Origin of the sequence: Delftia sp. UME58 (assembly GCF_014170385.1) — a bacterium.
GTDB classification, from domain to species: Bacteria; Pseudomonadota; Gammaproteobacteria; order Burkholderiales; family Burkholderiaceae_C; genus Comamonas; species Comamonas acidovorans.
Window position 1 is genome coordinate 22,660 of record NZ_LZZV01000115.1, and the last position, 18,664, is coordinate 41,323.

21 protein-coding genes are annotated in these 18,664 nt (G+C 65.6%); 9 read left to right on the forward strand and 12 right to left on the reverse strand.

Annotated elements, in window-relative coordinates:
* Window positions 1–33: 33 nt before the first annotated feature.
* From A9976_RS30545 to A9976_RS30560, 4 genes are all read right to left on the reverse strand, one after another.
* Window positions 34–342: a type II toxin-antitoxin system RelE/ParE family toxin gene (locus A9976_RS30545; protein ID WP_013801863.1), complete on the reverse strand. Its 309-nt coding sequence runs from the start codon at window positions 340–342 to the stop codon at window positions 34–36.
* A complete protein-coding gene (locus tag A9976_RS30550) occupies window positions 339–614 on the reverse strand; it encodes a type II toxin-antitoxin system ParD family antitoxin (RefSeq protein WP_183022086.1) in 276 nt (91 codons plus the stop codon). The genes A9976_RS30545 and A9976_RS30550 overlap by 4 nt, the downstream gene beginning before the upstream one ends.
* 208 nt (window positions 615–822) lie before the next feature.
* Window positions 823–1,128 carry an antibiotic biosynthesis monooxygenase gene (locus A9976_RS30555; protein WP_043821188.1) on the reverse strand — a complete coding sequence of 102 codons (306 nt, stop codon included), beginning with the start codon at window positions 1,126–1,128 and terminating at the stop codon, window positions 823–825.
* A gap of 164 nt (window positions 1,129–1,292) precedes the next feature.
* Window positions 1,293–2,288: an NAD(P)H-quinone oxidoreductase gene (locus A9976_RS30560; RefSeq protein WP_183022087.1), complete on the reverse strand. Its 996-nt coding sequence runs from the start codon at window positions 2,286–2,288 to the stop codon at window positions 1,293–1,295.
* Window positions 2,289–2,429: 141 nt separating this feature from the next.
* Between A9976_RS30560 and A9976_RS30565 the strand changes: the two genes are divergently transcribed.
* Window positions 2,430–3,326, forward strand: a complete 897-nt coding sequence (locus tag A9976_RS30565) for a LysR family transcriptional regulator (protein WP_034398816.1) — start codon at window positions 2,430–2,432, stop codon at window positions 3,324–3,326.
* Here the strand turns inward: A9976_RS30565 and A9976_RS30570 are convergent.
* From A9976_RS30570 to A9976_RS30595, 6 genes are read right to left on the reverse strand one after another with little or no spacing between them, the layout of a single operon-like run.
* Window positions 3,298–5,259, reverse strand: a complete 1,962-nt coding sequence (locus A9976_RS30570) for a response regulator (protein ID WP_183022088.1) — start codon at window positions 5,257–5,259, stop codon at window positions 3,298–3,300. The genes A9976_RS30565 and A9976_RS30570 overlap by 29 nt on opposite strands.
* Before the next feature lie 45 nt (window positions 5,260–5,304).
* On the reverse strand, window positions 5,305–6,165 hold the full coding sequence (locus tag A9976_RS30575) for a sensor histidine kinase KdpD (RefSeq protein WP_183022089.1): 861 nt from the start codon (window positions 6,163–6,165) through the stop codon (window positions 5,305–5,307).
* Window positions 6,162–7,217, reverse strand: a complete 1,056-nt coding sequence (locus tag A9976_RS30580) for an ATP-binding protein (RefSeq protein WP_183022090.1) — start codon at window positions 7,215–7,217, stop codon at window positions 6,162–6,164. The genes A9976_RS30575 and A9976_RS30580 overlap by 4 nt, the downstream gene beginning before the upstream one ends.
* Complete coding sequence (locus A9976_RS30585; RefSeq protein WP_197955953.1) at window positions 7,208–7,612, reverse strand: anti-sigma regulatory factor; 405 nt, start codon at window positions 7,610–7,612, stop codon at window positions 7,208–7,210. Before A9976_RS30585 ends, A9976_RS30580 begins: the two co-directional genes overlap by 10 nt.
* Complete coding sequence (locus tag A9976_RS30590; RefSeq protein ID WP_012206213.1) at window positions 7,602–7,976, reverse strand: STAS domain-containing protein; 375 nt, start codon at window positions 7,974–7,976, stop codon at window positions 7,602–7,604. The genes A9976_RS30585 and A9976_RS30590 overlap by 11 nt, the downstream gene beginning before the upstream one ends.
* Before the next feature lie 7 nt (window positions 7,977–7,983).
* Entirely contained in the window at window positions 7,984–8,826 is an 843-nt protein-coding gene (locus A9976_RS30595) for an STAS domain-containing protein (RefSeq protein WP_183022091.1), read from the reverse strand.
* A gap of 454 nt (window positions 8,827–9,280) precedes the next feature.
* On the opposite strand from A9976_RS30595, the gene A9976_RS30600 reads away from it, so the two are divergent.
* Window positions 9,281–9,982, forward strand: coding sequence for a pentapeptide repeat-containing protein (locus A9976_RS30600; RefSeq protein ID WP_183022092.1), 702 nt, complete (start codon window positions 9,281–9,283; stop codon window positions 9,980–9,982).
* 44 nt (window positions 9,983–10,026) lie between these two features.
* Here A9976_RS30600 and A9976_RS30605 read toward each other — a convergent pair whose 3' ends face one another.
* Window positions 10,027–10,290, reverse strand: coding sequence for a VF530 family DNA-binding protein (locus A9976_RS30605; protein WP_183022093.1), 264 nt, complete (start codon window positions 10,288–10,290; stop codon window positions 10,027–10,029).
* A gap of 206 nt (window positions 10,291–10,496) precedes the next feature.
* Here A9976_RS30605 and A9976_RS30610 point away from each other — a divergent pair, with 206 nt between their 5' ends.
* The 6 genes from A9976_RS30610 to A9976_RS30635 all read left to right on the forward strand — a co-directional run bounded on the left by A9976_RS30610 (window position 10,497) and on the right by A9976_RS30635 (window position 16,574).
* Window positions 10,497–12,053, forward strand: coding sequence for a methyl-accepting chemotaxis protein (locus A9976_RS30610; protein ID WP_183022094.1), 1,557 nt, complete (start codon window positions 10,497–10,499; stop codon window positions 12,051–12,053).
* Window positions 12,054–12,077: 24 nt separating this feature from the next.
* Window positions 12,078–12,383, forward strand: a complete 306-nt coding sequence (locus A9976_RS30615; RefSeq protein WP_183022095.1) for an NIPSNAP family protein — start codon at window positions 12,078–12,080, stop codon at window positions 12,381–12,383.
* Window positions 12,384–12,561: 178 nt separating this feature from the next.
* A complete protein-coding gene (locus tag A9976_RS30620; RefSeq protein ID WP_183022096.1) occupies window positions 12,562–13,554 on the forward strand; it encodes an ABC transporter substrate-binding protein in 993 nt (330 codons plus the stop codon).
* Window positions 13,555–13,573: 19 nt separating this feature from the next.
* On the forward strand, window positions 13,574–14,437 hold the full coding sequence (locus tag A9976_RS30625) for an ABC transporter permease (protein WP_013801848.1): 864 nt from the start codon (window positions 13,574–13,576) through the stop codon (window positions 14,435–14,437).
* Window positions 14,434–15,159: an ABC transporter ATP-binding protein gene (locus tag A9976_RS30630; protein ID WP_183022097.1), complete on the forward strand. Its 726-nt coding sequence runs from the start codon at window positions 14,434–14,436 to the stop codon at window positions 15,157–15,159. Before A9976_RS30625 ends, A9976_RS30630 begins: the two co-directional genes overlap by 4 nt.
* Before the next feature lie 47 nt (window positions 15,160–15,206).
* Window positions 15,207–16,574: an LLM class flavin-dependent oxidoreductase gene (locus A9976_RS30635; protein ID WP_183022098.1), complete on the forward strand. Its 1,368-nt coding sequence runs from the start codon at window positions 15,207–15,209 to the stop codon at window positions 16,572–16,574.
* A 31-nt stretch (window positions 16,575–16,605) separates the two neighbouring features.
* Here the strand turns inward: A9976_RS30635 and A9976_RS30640 are convergent, their stop codons facing one another.
* Entirely contained in the window at window positions 16,606–17,499 is an 894-nt protein-coding gene (locus A9976_RS30640) for an amino acid ABC transporter substrate-binding protein (protein WP_183022099.1), read from the reverse strand.
* Between the two features lie 182 nt (window positions 17,500–17,681).
* Here A9976_RS30640 and corA point away from each other — a divergent pair, with 182 nt between their 5' ends.
* Window positions 17,682–18,656 carry a magnesium/cobalt transporter CorA gene (gene corA / locus A9976_RS30645; protein WP_012206223.1) on the forward strand — a complete coding sequence of 325 codons (975 nt, stop codon included), beginning with the start codon at window positions 17,682–17,684 and terminating at the stop codon, window positions 18,654–18,656.
* Window positions 18,657–18,664: the final 8 nt, after the last annotated feature.

The window sequence follows — 18,664 nt, forward strand, 5'->3', positions numbered from 1 at the left end:
GCGCAGCCCTTGCTCGCACGGGCCGGCCCGCTGCTACTCACCCTCTTCGAACAAAACAGCGGCGTAGTCCATTGCGCCGTGCAGGATGTGAAGAATGATGGTCCGCTCTTCTTGCTCGGCCACGCGGTAGAAGATCAGATAGTTGCCATGCACGCGCCGACGAATGCCGTGGCCTTCATACCGGGGTACCAGCGGAAAAGCGAATGGCCTGCGTGCCAGGGCTTCGCACTTGTCACGCAACTCCTGCACGAATGACAGTGCGCGGCGCGGATTGTCCTGAGCTATGTAGTCAGCGATGTGCTCCAGGTCGCATTCCGCATTGCCCGTGAATTCAACAATCATGCGGACTGGTTGTTCTTTTCGGCCCGTTCGGTCATTGCGCGGTATTTGGCTTCCAGTCTGTCGAACACAGCGCCAGCTGGCTTTGTGCGCCCCGCGTCCGCATCAGCCAATCCGCGCCTGATGGACGCGTCGAGCGCAGTCAGCTTGGTTTCCCTGTCCTGCACCAGCCGAACCCCCTCACGCAATACTTCGCTCTTGGATCCGTACCGCCCGGTGTCGACAAGCTGCTGGACATAGCCTTCGAGTTGCTTGCCCAAATCTGCAGAAATCATGCTGCGCCCTCCTCGTGGGGTTGGAAACTGCAACAAAGCCTAGCGCATTTATCAACAGTTATCAAATCAATACATTGCTGCCGATGTGCCATACCAGCCCTGAAACGCTGCGTATGCAAGAGGATGAGGCGAATGCAAGCCCGTCCCCAGCGCCGGCCACGCCCGCCACGCCCACGAAGGGCGGGCGGCGCGGCCGCAGATGCCAGGCTCAGTTCGCCCGCGCATCCCTCACCACGAAATGCTCCACATGCGGTGCCTGCGCGAAGTACGGGCCGATGATGGCGCGCCACTGCGCGAAGGCGGGTGACTCGCGAAAGCCCACGGTGTGGTCTTCCAGGGTCTCCCAGTTCACCTGCAGCACGTAGCGGCCGGGCGTTTCCATGCAGGCAAGAATGCTGTGCCCACGGTATCCACCGGCCTTGGACAGCACGTCGGCCACGGCCTGGGTCAGGGCCTGACCGAATTCCTCGTGCCTGGCGGGATCGACCCTCAGTTCGGCAATTTCAACAATCATGGATATCTCCTGGAGAGGCGGCTCGATGTCGGCGCGCGAGGCAGCCGGGGTCATCGCTCCTGGTTGAGAGACTGGATGCGCGCAGGGCTGCGCGCATCCGGAGACTTGGAATATTGCAGAACTTGAGGATTCCTGCCCGGGGGATGCGCGCCCTGGCAGGCGCCTTACTGCCCGGGCTGCCCAGGGATCAGCAGCAGCTTGCCCACGCTCTGGCCCGATTCCATGCGCCGGTGTGCCTGCGCGGCCTCGGCCAGCGGGTAGGTGCTGTCGATCACCGGACGGATGGTGCCGGCCGCCAGCGCGGGCAGCCAGCGCTGGGCGAAGCGCTGGACCATGGCCTGCTTGACTTCGGGCGGGCGCGACTTCATCACCGTCCCGAAGATCCGCAGGTGCTTGTACAGCAGCACATCCATGGGCACGGCCGCCGCCAGCGCGCCGCCCAGCAGGCCCACGCAGACCATGCGCCCGCCCATGCCCAGCGAGCGCATATTGCGCTCCAGGTAGGGGGCGCCAATGAAATCGACCACCACGTCCACGCCCTTGCCGCCCGTCCTGTCGGCCACCACGGCCTGGAAGTCTTCGCTGCGGTAGTCGATGAACACGTCGGCGCCAAGGCCCGTGACGGCGTCCCGCTTGTCGCCGCTGGCCGTGGCAAACACGCGCGCGCCGGCCGCATGCGCCAGTTGCACGGCTGCCGAGCCCACGCCGCTGCCCGCCGCGTGGATCAGCACCGATTCGCCGGGCTGCAGGCTGGCCAGGTGGAACAGCGCCTCATGCGCGGTGACGAAGACTTCGGCCACCGCGCCGGCGTCGGTCAGCGACAGGCCCTCGGGCACATGCATGGCCATGCGGTGGTCGATGCGCGACAGCTCGGCATAGGCGCCGCCGCCCACGATGCCCATGACGCGGTCGCCCACGGCAAAGCCCTGCACCTGCGCGCCCACCTCCACCACGGTGCCGGCGATCTCCAGGCCCATGAGGTCGGATTCGCCAAAGTGGGCGCGGCCATAGGCGCCCTTGCGGTGGGATACATCGGCACGGTTCACGCCAATCGCGGCGTTGCGCACCAGAAGGTCATGGGGCCGGACTTGGGGCCGGGCCACGTCGCGGGCCACGAGCACTTCGGGGCCGCCGAAGTCGTCGAAAACAATGGCTTGCATGCTTGTGCTGTCTTTCATTGCGCAATGGGTGTTCAAAAAAAGGGTTGAAGGTCCGATACCCAAAGCTTACGACTGCTCCAAGCCGCTCAAACGCAGCGATTTCGCTCTACAGTGCTGCAAATCTGCATCACCAAAACCGCCATGAACTGGGATGACACCCGCATCTTCCTCGCGCTGACGCGCACGCCCTCCCTGCGCGCCGCCGCGCGCAGCCTGGGCGTGGACCAGGCCACCGTGGGCCGGCGCCTGAACGCGCTGGAGGCCGAGCTGGGCAGCAAGCTGTTTTTGCGCGCCAGGGATGGCTACCTGCTCACCGCCGCCGGCGAGGCGGCGCTGGGCGCCGCGCGGCGCATGGAAGGCGCGGCGCTGGACCTGCGCACGCGCATCGAGGGGTTGGACGACAGCCCGGCCGGCCTGGTGCGCGTGACCAGCACCGATTCGATCGCCACCGAATTCCTGCTGCCCGCCATCGAGCGCCTGCAGCAGCGCTGGCCCGGCATCCGCGTGGATCTGGAGGTATCCACGCACATGCTGAACCTGGGCCGCCGCCAGGCCGATATCGCGTTTCGCAACGTTCGCCCCGAGGCACCCGAGCTGGTGGTGCGCCGCGTGGTCGCCTGGCCCGTGGGACTGTTTGCGAGCGCAGCCTATGTGGCGCGCTTTGGCCAGCCGTCGGCAGAGGACGAGTTGCGCGGCCACCACCTCGTGGTCTATGGCCCCTTCCTGGAACAGCGGCCCGTTCCCACCATGGTCGATGTGCCCGCGCGCCAGGCCCGGATCGCCATGGCCGCCAACTCCAGCCTGCTGGTGCGCAAGGCCGTGGCGGCCGGCATCGGCCTGGGCGAAATGCCCGTGAGCATGGGCGAGCGCGAAGGCCTGCTGCGCATCTGGCCCCAGCGCCAGCGCTCGGACGACTACGAGGTCTGGCAGGTCATGCACCCCGATCTGCAGCGCACGGCCCGGGTGCGCGTCACGGCCGAGTTCCTGGCCCAGGCGCTGGGCCAGACCATCAGCCCTGCTCCAGCAGCACCCGGATGAGGAGGTGCGGCTGCAGCGGCTTTTCCAGATAGTGGTCAAAGCCTGCCTGCAGCGCCTGGGCGCGGTCCTGCTCCCGGGCAAAGGCGCTGAGCGCGACGATCTTCACCTGTCGGGAGCCGCCAAAGTGCGCGGCCTCCGCTTCGCGCAGGGCCTTGACCAGCTGGAAGCCGTCCTTGCCCGGCAGCCCTATGTCGCTGACGATGAGGCTGGGCCACTGCGCATGCACCAGGGCCATGGCCTCGTCAAAGTTCTCGGCACTCCTGACGATGGCGCCCTGGTCGGTCAGGACCACCCTCAGCATTTCGCTGGTGTCCGCATTGTCTTCAACGATGACGATGTCCCTGCCCTTCAGGGTCTCGCCATTTTCAAGATGAGCGCTCAGGGGGTCGGCCTGCAAAGAGCTGCCGTCATGCAACGGAATCTCCACCAGCATGGTGACTCCGCGACCCACGCCTTCGCTGTGGGCTCGCACGGTGCCCCCATGCAGCTCCACCAGGTGCTTGACGATGGACAGCCCCAATCCCAGGCCGGAATGCCCACGGGTGGCGGGGGCGGAGGCCTGCGAGAAGCGCTCGAAGACATGGGGAAGAAACTCAGGCGCGATGCCCACGCCCTCGTCCGCCACGCTCATCACCAGGCTTTCGTCACTGATTTCAAGGCCCACCTTCACCACGCTGCGCGCATTGGAGAACTTGATGGCGTTGGAGACCAGGTTCCACAGGATTTGCTGGAATCGCGTGACATCGATCCACGCCATGATTTCATCGGACGGCGCCTCGAACTGCAGGGTGATGTTCTTGTCTGCTGCGCTGTCGCGCAAGGGCTCCAGGCTTTGCACGGCCAATGAGCAGACATTGACCTCCTCGCGGTGCAGATTGAGTTTTCCCGTCGTCAGGCGCGAGATATCCAGAATGTCCGCAATGATGCGGCTTTGTGCCTTCACGCCTTTCTCGATGGCATCTATGCCCTTCTTGAGCATGGCCTCGCTGAGGTTGGCGCGCTTGAGCAAATGCGTGCCCCCGTTGAGCAGGGACAGCGGCGTGCGCAGCTCATGCGAGAGCACGGCGACAAAATCATCCTTGGTGCGGCTGATGCGCTCTGCGGCCACGCGCGCCGCCTGCTCCTGCTCCAGCATCTGCTGGCGCTGCCTCTCGAACTCCAGGGACTCCGTCAGGTCCTGGGCCACGGCCAGGCGGATGCCGGGCTCGATGGGATCGGAGAACTTCCAGGAGATCAGGCGCTCCTGCCCGTCTGCCGGGAGGATGGGGAACTCGCCGCGCCAGGACTTTTCGGGGTCTTCGGCCAATTGCTGCGCAGCTTTTTCCCGAACGGCCTGCGGAACAAAGCCGGCCAGCGGCTTGCCCGCCAGGTCGTCAATGCCGCGCTGCAGCAGTGCCTGCGCCTGGGAGTTGGCATCGCTGATCAGGCCGCCGGCGCTGACCAGCATCATGGCCGCCGGCGCCTGGTCATAGATGGCGCGAAAGCGTGACTCGCTGCGGCGCAGCCCGTCTTCGGCCAGGCGTGCGCGGATCAGGGCATGCAGCGTGGCAATCAGCAGCTGCGGCTCCACGGGGTGCACCATGTAGGCGTCGGCCCCGGCGTTGAGGCCCGCCACCTGGTGGTTGCTTTTCACATACTCGGCCGACAGGTGCACCACGGGAATCAGGCTGGTATGCCGCGCACCGCGGATGGTGCGGCATACGTCAAAGCCCGAGATATCGGGCAAGTGCACATCCAGCACCACGGCTGCCACGCCGGTCTCCGACAGGGCAATCGCCTTTTCCCCGGTTTCCGCCTCGACCGTCTGGAATCCTGCCGCCCTGATGACCCGTGCCGTGGAATAGCGCGTGGCAGGATTGTCGTCAACGACAAGAATCGTGTGCAGGCTTCGGTCGAATGAGGGAAGAATCATTCCAGTCGTGTTCTTGGGCATGATGTTCCTGTTGTTTTTGATGGCATGAAGACCGGCTTGCCCGTATCAGGCCTTGAGATCCTTGGTATCGACCGGAAGATGCGCGGGAACGATCACGGAAAAAGTGGACCCTTCGCCCAGGGCGCTTTGCACTTCCACCCAGCCTCCCAGAAGCTGTGCCAGCTGCTTGGACAGGGCCAGGCCCAGGCCCGTGCCCCGCAGGCGCTTCTGGATGGGTGAATCGACCTGGGTGAAGTCATTGAAAATCGCGTCGTGGAATTCCGAGGCGATTCCTATGCCGGTATCCGCCACCGAGAATTTCACCAGCATGTCTCCCACCAGTTCTGCCGATACCTTGATCTCACCCTGCGGGGTGAATTTCAGCGCGTTGGAGATGAAGTTTCTGAGGATCTGCGAGAGCTTGCGGTTGTCGGTGTAGAAGCGCGGCAGATCGCCGGGCTCTTCGAACACCAGGCTCAACTCCACGTTGTCCGCCATGGCCTTGAACATGCCGCGCAAGGCGGCAAACAAATCCATCATCTCGAACCAGCCCGGCGAGATTTCCAGGCGGCCCGCCTCGATCTTGGCCAGGTCGAGCAGGTCGTTGACCATCTCGGAAAACTCGGCGGCGGTTTCCTGGATGAAGCCGACCTGCCGGGTCTGCTCGGTGGTGAGCGGTCCATCCACATGGTCCAGCAGCAGGCGCGCGTTGCTGCGGATGGCGCCTATGGGCGTGCGGAACTCATGGCTCATGTAGGAAAGGAAATGGCTCTTGAGCTCGGTGGCCTTGCGCAGCTTCTCGGCCTGCGCATCCAGCTCGCCGTAGAGCGCGACCACGCCGCGATTGGTCTCGTCCAGCTCCTCGCGCAAGGACCTGACCTCGGCGCGGCACAGTTCCAGTTCAGCTTTGAGATCGTCTTCGTTCATTGCTCTTCCTCGGCCTTGAGGACGACCACGGTGGCGTCATCCCTGCTGCGGGTGTTGTGCCAGAGAAGGCAGGCGGCCAGCAGGCCGGCGTCCCTGCCCAGCAGGCCCGCATAGTCCTCATGCTTCCAGCGGGCAGACACGCCGTCGGAGTGCAGCACCAGAACGCCATGGTCAAGGCTGGAGCAGTCGGCCACCCTGGGCCGCGAGATCTGTACACCTGCCGTGCCGTGCTGGCTGCTCAGGGAAAGGCTGGCCACGCCATTGAAAAGCCTGCCACTGATGTTTCCCGCACCGCAGCTGTGCACGGCCTGTGCACCGAAGCGCACCGCCAACAGGGCCGCCCCGCGCGTGCCGCGCAGCGCTGCATGGGCCTGGGCCACGAACTCCCCCAGCGGCATGGCGGCATCGGCAGCGCCGCTCTCGTTCCCGCTCCCGCTCCCGTTCGCGTTCTGCGACGCGAAGACATCGACCGCCGCCCGGGCCGCCTCGCCCGCCAGCGGTCCATGGCCCAGGCCATCGACCACCAGCACCTCGGCCAGTCCCGCGCCCGACCTGAGCGCCCAGGCGTCGCCGCTGATGGTCTCGGGCGCAACGGCCAGGCAAACGGCGCCCATGCGCAGCGACAGCGCCGACGGCGCCCTGCGGCCTTGGCGCAGCCGCGCCAGGCTCACCGTGCCGGTGGCTGCGGAGACGACAAAGAAATCGTCGGCCAGCCTGGAGATGGCACCCAGGCCCGTGCCCGGCGAGCCCGAGCCGGTGCTCACCCCGTCCTGCATGGCAGTGGCGATGTCCTCGATGCCCGGGCCGCGATCGACGCAGATGATCTCAATGTCATGCAGGGGCGGCCGCGCGGCTATCCAGATCTCAGCGTCCCGGGCATGCCGCACCAGGTTGGTGGCCAACTCGGTCGCCACCAGCCCCGAGCGGCCCATGTCCTCCTCACCCCAACCCATGTCTGAGGCCAGTGCAACCACATGGCGCCTGACCTCACCCACACGGCTCGCATCGCCTATTGGAAATGAACGATGGGTCCAGCCCCGGATTACTTCCACTTGGTGATACTCACTCGTGTGCCCTGGCCCAGCTCGGTTTCTATCTTGAAATCATTCACCAGCCGCTTGCTTCCCGGCAGGCCCAGGCCCATTCCCATGCCGGTGGTGAAACCATCGGTCATGGCCATTTTCAGATCCTTGATTCCGGGCCCGGTGTCTTCAAAGACCAATTGCAAGGCCTGTTTGCCGTTGACTTCGATGATGGCCCAGTTCATGTGGCCACCTTTTCCATGAATCAGCGTATTGCGGGACAGCTCGCTTGCAGCGGTAATCATCTTTGTCTGATCGACCAGCGAGAACTTCAGCATCTGGCAAAGCGAGCGCACCGTTTGGCGCGTGGCAACAATCTGCTGCTCGTTGTGTAACGGCATTTGGCCACTGCGATCATGTTCCAAGGGTGGCTCCCGACTGCTGGGCCCGCAAAAGGGCCATTCCCCTCTCGACGGTCATCGCGGTCCTGACCCCGCCAAGGGACAGGCCCAACTCCACCAGGGTGATTGCAACGGCAGGCTGCATGCCCACCACGACGGTGGCGGCAGACAGGATGCGGGCAATGCCCGAGATGGTCACCAGCATGCGCCCGACGAAGGAGTCCACCACCTCCAGCGCCGAGATATCGATCATGACGCCGCTGGCGCCCGTGCTGGCGATGCGCTCGGCCAGGTCGTCCTGGAGCGCCAGCGCCGTCTGGTCCTGCATGTCGATCTGGATGGAAACCAGCAGCACATCGCCCATGCGCAGGATTGGAATGCGGTCCATGGATGGCTCACTCCTGTGCCTGGCGGGTGATGCGCCAGCCGGTCTTGCCCATGGCCAGCTTGAGCGCCTCGGCCAGCGTGGCCTTGGTGGTGATGTCGCGCATGTCGATGCCCAGGTGCACGATGGTCTGGGCAATCTGGGGCCGGATGCCGCTGATGATGCAGTCCGCGCCCATCAGGCGAATGGCCGTCACGGTGCGCAGCAGGTGCTGGGCCACCAGCGTGTCCACCGTGGGCACGCCGGTGATGTCGATGATGGCCAGCTCCGACTCGGTCGACACCAGGCTTTGCAGCAGGGACTCCATCACCACCTGGGTGCGGTTGCTGTCCAGCGTGCCGATCAGCGGAATGGCCAGCACCCCCTCCCACAGCTTGACGACGGGGGTGGACAGCTCCAGCAATTCTTCCTGCTGGCGGATGATGATCTCCTCGCGTGCCTGCTGGAAGCTGCTGACCGTGTGCTGGGCCATGTTGTCCACCAGCAAGGTGGCCCGCCAGATTTCCTGGATGGCTGCGGCAGGATCGCCCGACAGCCCGCGCTGGATGTGCGCGAACAGCGGCTTTTTCAGCGACAGGATGAACTGGCTGGTCTCACCGGCACGCTGGCCCTGGGCGGCGCGGGTGCGGGACAGCTCGGCCAGCAGGCGCCGCGCGGGATTCCAGCCTTCGTCCGAAAACCTTTGCGGATCGGCGCCGGAAGCGAAGCCGCCCACAATGGCGTTGATAATCCCGCGCGCTTCTTTTTCAGCATTCTTCCCAAGCGTGGAGTCTCCCACGCTGGCTTGGGCCATCCAATCCTGGACCAAGCCATCAATATCATTTTGGAGTGTTTGCTGGATAATTCCGGTCATAGATATTTGCTGGATTTCAAACAAATTATTCGTCGAGGCTGCCAGAGAAATGCATTCGTGAAAATACAGCTGGCGTGCCAACCATGTTTTTTTGCAGATTATTCACTGATGCCCTCGCCACGAGAGACACATTTTGTAATATCAAATGGCATCTTCCTGTAAGGGTTTTTCGACAGATGCATGTCCGCCAAGCCGCCACCTGGTCAGCAAGCCCCCCCGGTCAGCAAGCTCCCGGTACGCAGCCATGGGGAACGTGGGCACGCCGGTTCCGCCCCTTCCTGGAGGGCGGGACCGGCGCCGGAAGCAGCCTGCAACCCGTGTGCTCACAGGTTTTTTCATCCGTCAAACTGCGCAATACATGCCCTTGGAAAATCCCAAGGGCATTTCACACCTGGGCGCGGCAAGACCATACACTGCCCAGCCTTTCTGAAATACGCCATGCCTGATCTTGACCATGCAAACAACGCCTTCCACAAAAACCATCGTCAATCAGATTTTTGATCAGGACAGTCTATCGGAGCTATTGAAACAAGAAGCCTCTCATGGCCTGTTTTTCGAGCAATGCGAATTCGATGGATTGAATCTCTATCAACTCGATTTGCAGGGCGCGCAATTTGTGGAGTGCAGTTTTGCCGACACCTGCTTTGAAAGCTGCCAACTGGCCGGCACCCGCTGGCTGCATTGCAAGGCGGGCCGCGCCGATTTTCGGCTGGCAAACCTGACGGACGCCCTGTTTTGCCAGAGCGACCTGAACAACACCAACTGGGAATTGGCCAAGCTGGCCTCAGCGCGCTTTCTTGAAGTCAAGCTGACCGGCGCCAGGTTTGGCGGTGCGCAAACCCTGGGCATTGATTTTCATGAGTCCCTGCTGATTGGTGCCGATCTGCGCGGCATGTCCTTCCGCAAGAAAACGCTGGAGGGCCTGAACTTCAGCGATGCCGATCTGGCCGGCTGCGACTTCCGCGATGCCGTTTTCCACAAGGCAAGCCTGCGCGATGCCCATCTCAAGAATGCCCGGTTCGATGGCGCGGACCTGCGCTCGGCGGACTTGCGCGGCTTGACGATTGCCTCGCTCAGCCAGCATTTCAAGGGCAGCCTGATCTCGCATGAGCAGGCTGCCGAGCTGGTGGGCGGGCTGGGCGTGCGCGTGATGTGAGCCGGTTGCGGGCCGGTTGTCGGCCAGGTGTCGGCCGGCGAAGCTCAGTCCGCTGGCCCGGGCCTGCGCCTGTCCTTGCGCAGCATGTCCAGATAGAGCGCTTCCACCTTCTCGCGCGCCCAGGGCGTCTTGCGCAGGAATTTGAGGCTGGAGCTGACGCTGGGGTCCAGCGTGAAGCAGCGCACCGGGACCTGCCGTGCCAGGGCGGGCCAGCCATAGCGGGCCTCCAGGGCACGGACGATGGCTTCGAGCGTGACGCCGTGCAGCGGATTGCGGGGCTGGGCGGCGGGGGGCGGAGTTTCTTGCATGGGGTGATTCTCCCTTGTGATGGACCGCAAGCCTGGCAGTGCGGTGCACGCGCTGGTGCCGTGGTTGGCAGCGGCAGGACAGGTTCCGCAGAAACGGGGCCGCGCCGGCACTGTGCGAGCGCGGAAAAATTTGTACACACATGAAACCAAAGAAGAAGTTTCTGTAGCATTCACGGCGTCCCTGCCTCTTCTTCGAACCCGCTTCCATGCCTGCCCTGTCCCTTCGCCAGAAACTGCTGGCTCCGCTGGTTTTCTGCCTGCTGGCGCTGCTTGCGCTGACCCTGTTCAACGCCTACCAGGCACGCAGCAAGGCCTATGAGGCCCGGCAGCAGGCGCTGCGGGACTTTGTCGATTCGGCAGACAGCCTGATTGCCGCCATTGCGGCAGAGGCCAAGGCCGGCAAGCTGCCTGAAGAAGACGCCAAGGCCACGGCCATTGCCCGCGTGGGCCAGCTGCGCTATGCCGGTGGTGCGGGCTACATCACCAGCATCACGACGGATTCCGTGGTGCTGAACAACCCGGCCAGCCCGGGCATCAACGGCAAGAACATGGCCGGCTTCCAGGATGCCAAGGGCAGCTACCTCTACCGCAGCATTGCCGCGGTGGGCGCTTCGGCCCAGGGCAACGGCTACCTCACCTACTGGTGGCCCCGTCCCGGCGCGAAGGAGCCCAGCGAGAAGCTGGCCTATGCCAAGCGATCCACCTCCTGGAACTGGGACCTGATCGCGGGCGACTATGTGGACGACATCCAGCAGGCCTTCATCGCCACCATCATCAAGTCGGTGGCGGCGCTGGCGGTGCTGGGCGCACTGCTGTCGTTGATTGCCTGGATGGCCACGCGCAGCGTGCTCCATGCCATCGGCGGAGAGCCGGCCGTGGCGGCGGAGATCGCCAACCGCATCGCCGCCGGGGATCTGTCGCAAACCGGGCTGGAGGGGGCATCGCACGCACCGGAAGGCAGCGTGATCGCGGCGGTGCAGCGCATGAGCGAGCAGCTGCGCCAACTGGTGACGCGCATCCATGACACGGCGGGCATCATCCACCGCTCGGCCGGAGAGATCGCCACGGGCAGCCTGGACCTGTCGCAGCGCACGGAGCAGCAGGCCAGTTCGCTGGAGGAAACGGCGGCGTCCATGGAGCAGTTGACCGCCACCGTGCACCAGAACGCGGAAAACGCGCAGCAGGCAAGCCAGATCGCCTCGGGCGCCTGCTCGGTGGCCGAGCGCGGCGGCGCCGTGGTGGACCAGGTGGTGAGCACGATGGGCGAGATCAATACCTCGTCGCGCCGCGTGGTGGACATCATCGGCGTGATCGACGGCATCGCCTTCCAGACCAACATCCTCGCGCTCAACGCGGCCGTGGAGGCTGCGCGCGCTGGCGACCAGGGGCGCGGCTTCGCGGTCGTGGCGGGCGAGGTGCGCACCCTGGCGCAGCGCAGCGCCTCGGCCGCGCGCGAGATCAAGACGCTGATCCAGGCCTCGGTGGAGCGTGTGGATGCCGGCGCCACCCTGGTGGACCAGGCCGGGCAGACCATGCGCGAAGTGGTCACCACGGTGCGCAACATCACAGGCATCGTGACCGAGATCGCCTCGGCCAGCCGCGAGCAAAGCAGCGGCATCGAGCAGGTGGGCCATGCCGTGACCGACATGGACCGCGTGACCCAGCAGAACGCCGCGCTGGTGGAGCAGTCCTCGGCCGCGACACAAGTGCTGCAGGCCGAGTCCGAGAAGCTCTCGCGCCTGACGGCATCGTTCAAACTCTAGGCTTCGCTTCCCTTCTTTTCAGACATGATCACCTGCTACCTGCGCTACATCATCGACCCGTTCAAGGCCAAGGAATTCGAGCACTACGGCAAGACCTGGATTCCGCTGGTCGAGAGATTCGGCGGCAAGCACCACGGCTACTTCCTGCCGTCCGAAGGTGCCAACAATGTGGCGCTGGCCATGTTCAGCTTCCCCAGCATGGCGCTGTACGAGGAGTACCGCATCAAGTCCATGCAGGACCCCGAATGCCAGGCCGCCTTCCGCTACGCGGAGGACACGCGCTGCATCCTCAGCTACGAGCGCAGCTTCATGCGCCCGGTCTTCGGCTGAGCCTCTTGCATGCCGCGCCCATGTGTGCGGCATGTACGCGGAATTTGCGCGGCATGTGCGCGGCATGTGCGCGGCATGTGCGCGGCATGTGCGCATGCATGCGTTTGCAAATACGGAATCGGTATTTTCACAACTGAAGCACGCTAACTAGCATCCATCCCATTGCAATCTTTTGAGGATGGAGCGCGTGAACAAGCGTCGTTTCCTGCTGGCCGGCCCTTCTGTGCTGGCCGCTGCCGCCCTGGCTTCCACCCACGCCGCGCGGGCTGCGGCGGATCCCCGGACCCGATTGGTCGTCGCCGACCAGAGCGAGCTGCTGCGCCACCTGCTGGATGCCAGCGGTGAGCGCAAGCGCCTGGGCTTCCAGCTGGAGCTGCCCAACTTCGCGGGCGGCCCGGCCATCTTCGAGGCCATGCGCGCAGGCGCGCTGGACATTGCCTATGTGGGCGACACGCCGCCCATCCAGGCGCGCGCCGCCGGTGTGCAGCTGCCCATCATCGCCACCTTCACGCGCGAGCGCGCCCAGTACCGCCTGGTGCAGCGTGCCGATGCAGGCATAGAGCGCCTGGCCGACCTGCGCGGCAAGCGCCTGAGCTATGTGGAAGGTTCGGGCCGCCAGGTCTTCCTGATCGAGGCATTGACACGCGCGGGCCTGACGCTGGCCGACGTGAAGCTGGTCAACCTGCGCGTGGCCGAACTCAACGACGCGCTGCGCGCCAAGGCCGTGGACGTGGCCGTGCTCATGGAGCCCCATGTCACGCGCCTGGGCAAGCAGATCGGCGCGCGGCCCGTGCCCGATCCGCAGGAGCGCGCGCTGCTGCCCGCCACCTCGTACCTCTATGCCCGGCCCGATGTGCTGGCCGATCCGGCCAAGTCCCAGGCCATCGTCGATTTCCTGGGCGCCTTCGTGCGCGCGGGCAAGTGGAGCAATGGCCACGAGCAGGAATGGGGCCGCCACTACTACACGCAGTTCCAGCGCATCGATGCGGAGAGCACAGCGGCCATCCTGGCATCGCAGTCCGACCTGCTGTTCCAGACGGCCGCCGAGGCGCAGCCCCACCACCAGAAGCTGATCGACATCCTGCACGCCGCGGGCAGCCTGCCGCAGCGGCTGGATGCGGCCGGCTCCTTCGTGTCCACCTACGACCGCGTGATCGTGGCCAACCGATGAACCGGCCAGAAGACACACGATGACGCAAGCGCAACTGGACATCAACGCGGCCGGTCTGGCACCGGCCACCGCAGCCACTGCTCAATCCGCGCCCGCCACCCGGGCCGCCGTGCAACTGGTGCCCGCGCGCCTGTCGCAGGGCGCGCTGCTGGTGGGCCCCGGCCTGCTGCTGGTGCTGTGGGAGGCGGCCTCGCGCCTGGGCTGGCTCTCACCCGAGACGCTGACCGCGCCCTCGCAAGCCCTGGTCGCCGGCTACGGCATGGTGGCCGACGGCAGCCTGCTGCCCCACCTGCTGGCATCGGCAGGCCGTGCCTACAGCGGGTTGCTGCTGGGCGTAGTGGCCGGCGTGCTGCTGGCCCTGGCCTCGGGCCTGACGCGCACGGGCGAGGCCCTGCTCGACGGCCTGGTGCAGATCAAGCGCGCCGTGCCCACGCTGGCGCTGATTCCCCTGGCCATCATCTGGCTGGGCATTGGCGAGTCCATGAAGATCTTCCTGATCTTCACGGCCGTGCTGGTGCCCGTCTACATCAACACCCACGCGGCCCTGCGCGGCATCGATATCGGCCATGTGGAGCTGGCCCAGACCCTGGGCCTGTCGCGCGCCGAATTCATCCGCAAGGTGGCGCTGCCGGGCGCGCTGCCGGGCTTCTTCGTGGGCCTGCGCATTGCCGTGTCGCTGTGCTGGACGGCGCTGGTGGTGCTGGAGCTGATCAACACCCAGACCGGCATCGGCTACCTCATGAACCGCGCCCGCGACTGGGGGCAGACCGATGTGATCGTGGTAGGCATCCTCATCTACGCCCTGCTGGGCCTGCTGTCCGACGCCGTGGTGCGCCGCATCGAGGCGCATGTGCTGTCCTACCGGAGGTCGCTGGGATCATGAACCATCACCCCACCCCGGGCGCCGTGCGGCTGCAGCGCTTCACGCGCAGCTTTGGCGGCAAGAACGTGCTGGACGCCATCGACCTGGACATTGCCCCGGGCCAGTTCGTGGCCCTGCTGGGCGAGTCCGGCTCGGGCAAGACCACCTTGCTGCGCGCGCTCGCCGGGCTGGACGGCCATGCGCAGTCCAGCGGCGCGGCCAGTGCGCTGGGCAATGTGTCCGTGCTGTTCCAGGACGCGCGCCTGCTGCCCTGGCTGTCGGTGCTGGACAACCTCACGCTGGGGCTGGACGCCCGCGCCGTGCGGCCTGCAGCCGAACAGATCCTGGCCGACGTGGGCCTGCAGGACAAGGCTGGCGCCTGGCCCGCCACGCTGTCGGGCGGCCAGAAGCAGCGTGCATCGCTGGCCCGCAGCCTGCTGCGCGACCCGCACGTGCTGCTGGCCGACGAGCCCTTCGGCGCGCTGGACGCGCTCACGCGCATGCGCATGCACGGCCTGCTGCTGCGCCTGGTCGAGCGCATACGGCCCACGGTCATCCTCGTCACGCACGACGTGGACGAATCCCTGCTGCTGGCCGACCGCATCCTGGTGCTCAGGGACGGCCGCATCGCCGAGGACCACGCCGTGGACCTGCCCCATCCCCGCCGCCCCGACCATCCTGCCTTCATGCAGCTGCGCGCCACCTTGCTGCGCAGCCTGGGCGTCGAGACAGAGATCGCCTGACGCCGGCCCCGCCCGCGAAACAACCCACACAACAAAGGACTGCTCCCATGCCTCGGCAACTGCACCTGAACCTGTTCCTCATGACGCGCGGCCACCATGAAGGCGCCTGGCGCCATCCCGGCGCCAACCGCAAGGCGCTCACCGACCTGGAGCTGTACGTCGATGCCGCACGCATCGCCGAGGCCGCCAAATTCGACGCCGTCTTCCTGGCCGACAGCCTGGTCGGGCCCGAGAACGGCCAGCAGATCACCTCGGGCCTGCTGGACCCGCTGGTGCTGCTGACGGCGCTGGCGCTGCGCACCGAGCGCATCGGCCTGATCGGCACCGCCTCCACCACCTACAGCCATGCCTATACGCTGGCGCGCCAGTTCGCCTCCCTGGACCATCTGTCCAAGGGACGGGCGGGCTGGAACATCGTCACTTCCTGGGCGCCCAACGCGGGCCTGAACTTCGGCCTGACCGACAACGTGGACCACGGCGACCGCTACCGCATCGCCGAGGAATTCGTGTCCGCCGTCGATGCGCTGTGGCGCAGCTTTCCGGCCAGCGCCCTGCTGGACGACACGACGGCGGGCCAGTTCCTCGACGCATCGCAGATCCAGCCCGTCCACTTCGAGGGCAAATACATCCGCACGCGCGGCCCGCTCAACGTGCCCGGCAGCCCGCAGGGCCGGCCCGTCTTCGTGCAGGCCGGCCAGTCCGAGTCCGGCCGCGCCTTTGCCGCGCAATGGGCCGAGGCCATCTTCACGGCCCACGGCTCGCGGGAATCGGCCCAGGCCTTCTATGCCGACATCAAGGGACAGGCGCAGCAGCTTGGCCGCCGCCCGCAGGACATCGTGATCCTGCCCGGCATCAGCGCCGCCATCGGCTCTACCGAATACGAGGCGCGCCAGGTCTGGGAAGAGCTCGACAGCCTGACCAGCAGCGAGGTCGGCCTGGCCCGCCTGTCCGCACGCTTTGGCGGCCACGACTTCTCGGCCGTGCCGCTGGACCGCCGGCTCACGCGCGACGACTTCCCCGATCCCGACAAGGTCGAAGCCTCGCGCAGCCGCGCCGTGGGCTACGTGGAAACCAGCCTGCGCGACGGCCTCACCCTGCGCGGCCTGCTCAAGCGCCTGGCCGGCGCCCGCGGCCACCTGGCCGTGGCCGGCACGCCCGAACAGGTGGCCGACATCATCGAAGACTGGTTCAGGCACGGCGCAGCCGACGGCTTCAACGTCATGCCGCCCATACTCAACCAGCAGCTCGAGCTGTTCACCAGCGAAGTCGTGCCGCTGCTGCGCAAGCGCGGCCTGTTCCGCGAGGAATACGAAAGCCGCACGCTGCGCGGGCATTTCGGGCTGGGGGAGCTGGCGGGGACGGGAGCGGTTGGTGCCCCAGCCGCCCGCCCAAGGGAGCAAGCGCTGGCGGCTTGACCGATGCGACGCTGCGGCTGCACAGACAGGTCTACAGCAGAATGTCCGCCGTGGGGTACTTCCAGAAGTCGCGCAACAGGTAGCTGATCGGCAGGTTCAGATTCGTGGAGCTGGGTGGAATCGGCTGCAGGAACCACTTCTCGTAGATGGGATGGATTTCGCGGCTGATGATGAGCCGCTTCATCTCTTCATCGACCAGTTTCTTGAACGCGGCATCGGCCTTCGGCAGCATGATGGCCAGGGGTTCGGTGGTCAGGAACTTGCCCACCACCTTCAGGGCGCGTGGATCGGGCCGTGCAGCGGCCAGCCCGTTGAGAAGCACGTCATCCATCACGAACGCGTCGGCTTCGCCCTTCTCCACCATCTCCAGCGCCTTCGCGTGATCTGGCGCCTCCAGGATGGTGATGCCCAGGAGGCGCTGCCTGTTGGCCTGCGTGGCCACGGCCATCGGGCTGGTGCCCTTGGTGGAAACCAGCTTTTTCCCCTTGAGATCTTCCATCGCGTTGACGGTGCTTTCGGCCTTCACGAGCATCCGGGCGCCGGTGATGAAATGGGGAACCGTGAACGCCACGGTCTGGCGCCGCTGCGCGTTGTTCGTGGTCGAGCCGCACTCCATGTCGGCCTTGCCCTGCTCGATCACGCCCATGCGATTGGCGGGCGTGACCATCAGGAACTCCACCTTCATGTCCTTCCTGCCTGTCTGCTTGCGCACCGCCTCGGCCAGGCGAAGGCACAGATCCAGCGCGTAGCCGACGGGCTTGCCGCTGCGCGTGTCGATGTAGGAGAAGGGAACCGACGATTCCCGGTGCGCAATCACCAGCGCGCCACCGGCCTGGATCTTGTCCAGCACACCGGCTGCAGATACACCGCTCAAGGCCGACAGGCCCAACGCACCCAACGCAATTCCCCACTGGCGAAAGATCATCGGAGTCCTTGGCTCGCAAGCGCCGGGCGGCGCCCAGCAGTGTCGTGACAGGTTATACACGTATTGTTACCAGATGTGCAAACCGGGGCTGCCGCCGGTTTTGATGCCTCCTTGGCCACCGGCTTTTCCCCCTCCCCCGTTATGGCAGGATCACCAGCACCAGAATTACCGAGGGAACTCCCATGCTGATCAACTGCGTCGCCTACGAAAACGGGGCCAAGCTGGCGGACATACCCGTCGCCGACATCAGCAACTACATAGAGCGACCCGGCTGCTTCGTCTGGGTGGCGCTGGCGGACGCCACGCCGGCCGAGCTGGAGGAGATGCGCCAGGAGTTCGGCCTGCACGCCCTGGCCGTGGAGGATGCGCTGCACGGCCACCAGCGGCCCAAGCTGGAGGAGTACGGCAGCTCGCTGTTTGCCGTGATGCACCTGCTCGAGCCCGAGCCCGAGCGGCCCGGCCACTTCAACCATGGCGAGGTCGATGTCTTCGTGGGCTCCAACTACGTGCTGTCGGTGCGCAACCGCAGCAAGCGCGGTTTCCTGGGCGTGCGCGAGCGCTGCGAGAGCGAGCCCGAGCTGCTGCGCCACGGCTCGGGCTTTGTGCTGTATGCGCTGATGGATGCGGTGGTGGACCGCTACTTTCCCATCATCGACGCGCTGGAGGTGGAGCTGGAGCAGATCGAGCAGCAGATCTTCACCAAGGGCGCGGCGCGCGACAACATCAAGCAGCTGTATGAACTCAAGGGCCGCGCCATGGACCTCAAGCACGCCGTGGCCCCCCTGCTGGAAGCCGTGGGCAAGCTCAACGGCGGGCGCGTCCCCCAGATCTGCGTGGGCTCCAGGGACTACTTCCGCGATGTGATGGATCACCTGGGCCGCATCAACGCCCAGATCGACACCATGCGCGACACCGTGGGCACGGCCATCCAGGTGAACCTGTCCATGGTGTCCATCGAGGAAAACGAAGTCACCAAGCGGCTGGCGGCCTGGGCCAGTATCTTCGCCATCTGCACGGCCTTCTTCGGCGTCTGGGGAATGAACTTCGAGAACATGCCCGAACTGAAGTGGCAATACGGCTATCCGGCCGCACTGCTGTTCGTGCTGGGCGTTTGCGGCCTGCTCTACTACAAGTTCCGCAAGGCGGGGTGGCTGTAGGCGGCGGG